This window comes from Candidatus Erwinia dacicola (assembly GCF_001756855.1).
Classification (GTDB): domain Bacteria; phylum Pseudomonadota; class Gammaproteobacteria; order Enterobacterales; family Enterobacteriaceae; genus Erwinia; species Erwinia dacicola.
Map to the genome: position 1 here is coordinate 1 of NZ_MAYS01000046.1, position 2,265 is coordinate 2,265.

The window sequence follows — 2,265 nt, forward strand, 5'->3', positions numbered from 1 at the left end:
GGTGGGGCATGGTAAAGGTGATGTGCTGCCATTCGCAGTTGGGCAGGACGTGTTGTTGCTCAGCAATCCATTGCTCGGTAGACTTCATGCCGCAGGCGCTGCAGGCCTTTGACTTGCAGCTCTGGCAGAAGAAGCGGGAGTGGATACAGTCAGGTGAAGCGCAGCAGTAGCGGCGCACACCCATAGCGCAGGTCCCGCAGGCGCGCATGCGCTCAACGGAAAGTCGGGTCCACTGGCTGACGCTGTCGCCATGTTTTTCGAGATAGCGGTTCCAGCCGTCATCGACGGTGGCATCCTGCTGATTAAATTTGGTAACCATCGCCCGCGTCGGCTAGGCTTTCAGCCTGTAAGAATGTCGGGCGCTGGTGTTCCGGCAGTGACAGTCCCCAGTTAATGGTGCGGGTCACGTGGCCGGTTTCAGCCTGATACAGCATGGCATTATCCACATACAGCAGGCCGTGGATGCCCGCTCCGTCCAGCATCTTCACGATGCGCAGCGCCTGCTCCTGCGGCAGCGGATCGCTCTCGAGCACCGTTTTAGTCTGATAATCATATAAATAGTGCTATTACAGCAGATTGCAGGTGTATCGAGCGCCAGTGCCTGATAACAAAGAGCGGATGGCAACGTGATGGCGATTGGTCACGATCAGGATTTTTATTCCCGCCTGTTGCGTTTTTTCAGAGCTGCAAGCGATTCTTGCAGAATGGTTTTCGTTGGAGTTAACAGCGTGCCGTCCAGATCAAGGGCGATGATGCGATAGCTCATGTGCGATTCCGTGACTCGAAGTAAGCCAGTAAGTGTACACACCTTGTGACGCCGGCTTTAAAACTGGCGGTGCAATAATCCATTGACCTGATTTCCCGTTCACAACAAGGAGCATTCATGAAACAAATTGTTTATACTGCCAGCCCGGAAAGCCATCAGATCCACGCTTGGCAATTGAATGATGAGGGCGCACTGACGCTGCTGCAGGTGGTCGATGCACCGGGCCAAATACAGCCAATGGTGGTCAGCCCAGACAAAGCGTTTCTGTATGTGGGCGTGCGCCCGGATTTCCGCGTGGTGGCCTATCAGATTGATGCCGAAGGTAAGATCAAAGAAGCCGGCCATGCGCCGCTGCCGGGCAGCCCGACGCATATTTCTACCGACCGTAACGGGCGCTTTATTTTCGTAGGTTCCTATAACGATGCCTGCGTCAGCGTCAGTCCGATTGCTGCCGATGGCCTGCCGACTGCGCCGCTGGAGGTGGTGAAAGGACTGGAAGGCTGCCACTCTGCCAATATCGATCTCGGCAATAACACGCTTTTTGTTCCGGCGCTGAAGCAGGACCGCATCTGCCTGTTCACGCTGGGTGAAGACGGCAAACTAACGCCACACCCGCAGGCGGAAGTGAGCACTACCAAAGGTGCCGGTCCGCGCCATATGGTGTTCCACCTGAACCAATGTTACGCCTACTGCGTCAACGAACTGGACAGCAGCGTCGACGTCTGGGACATCAGCGCCAGCAACGTGCAGAAGGTGCAGAGCTTGGATATGATGCCGGAAGGCTTCAGCAACACGCGCTGGGCGGCAGATATTCATATCACCCCGGATGGTCGCCACCTGTACAGCTGTGACCGTACCGCCAGCATTATTACCGTGTTCAGCATCAACGCCACTGGCTCGGCATTAACAACTGAAGGCTATCAGCCAACCGAAACCCAACCGCGCGGTTTTAACATCGACCACAGCGGCCAGTATCTGGTGGCGGCAGGGCAGAAGTCACATCATATCGAAGTGTACAAAATTACCTCCGATCATGGCCTGCTGCAGCCGCTGGCGCGTTACGCGGTCGGTCAGGGCCCGATGTGGGTGGTGATTCACCAACTGGGTTAATAGTCTTAGAGCTCAGGCATACCTGACTGCGACTGTTAAACACGGGTATCGCTGTAGGGGCGGGTCATGACCCGCCCGGTCTAGGCATGACTGGACCCTACGTTAATTCTCTCATCCAGTAGCGGCGAAACGCAAAACGGCGGACCCGAACAGCGGTCCGCCCCTCCAAATTTTAGGCACTGTTGCAAAGATATTGATGAGTTAGCTTTCGTGTTATTGAGAGGTCTTATCTTTCAAAGACTCTGCTCACCAGACGCATCTCGCCTAGGGGATGCCCCAAATAAAATGATTCTGCCTGACCTTTTTGTAGCGCCCGCATCACTTCAATGCCTTTGATTGTGGCGTAAGCCGTCTTCATTGATTTGAAGCCCAGCGTGGCGTTGATTATC

At 55.0% G+C, this 2,265-nt stretch carries 2 protein-coding genes and 2 pseudogenes; 1 reads left to right on the forward strand and 3 read right to left on the reverse strand.

Features of this window, described 5'->3' with window-relative positions; all coding sequences use genetic code 11:
• Nucleotides 1–319: transposase zinc-binding domain-containing protein (locus BBW68_RS01040; protein WP_186821238.1), on the reverse strand; the 319-nt coding region annotated here is incomplete at its 3' end.
• Between the two features lie 4 nt (nt 320–323).
• A pseudogene (locus tag BBW68_RS01045) lies at nt 324–766 on the reverse strand (HAD hydrolase family protein); the annotation flags it as partial.
• Between the two features lie 117 nt (nt 767–883).
• Here BBW68_RS01045 and pgl point away from each other — a divergent pair.
• Entirely contained in the window at nt 884–1,876 is a 993-nt protein-coding gene (pgl, locus tag BBW68_RS01050; protein WP_070133639.1) for a 6-phosphogluconolactonase, read from the forward strand.
• A gap of 226 nt (nt 1,877–2,102) precedes the next feature.
• On the opposite strand, the pseudogene BBW68_RS01055 reads toward pgl, so the two are convergent.
• Nucleotides 2,103–2,265, reverse strand: a pseudogene (locus tag BBW68_RS01055) (IS6 family transposase); the annotation flags it as partial.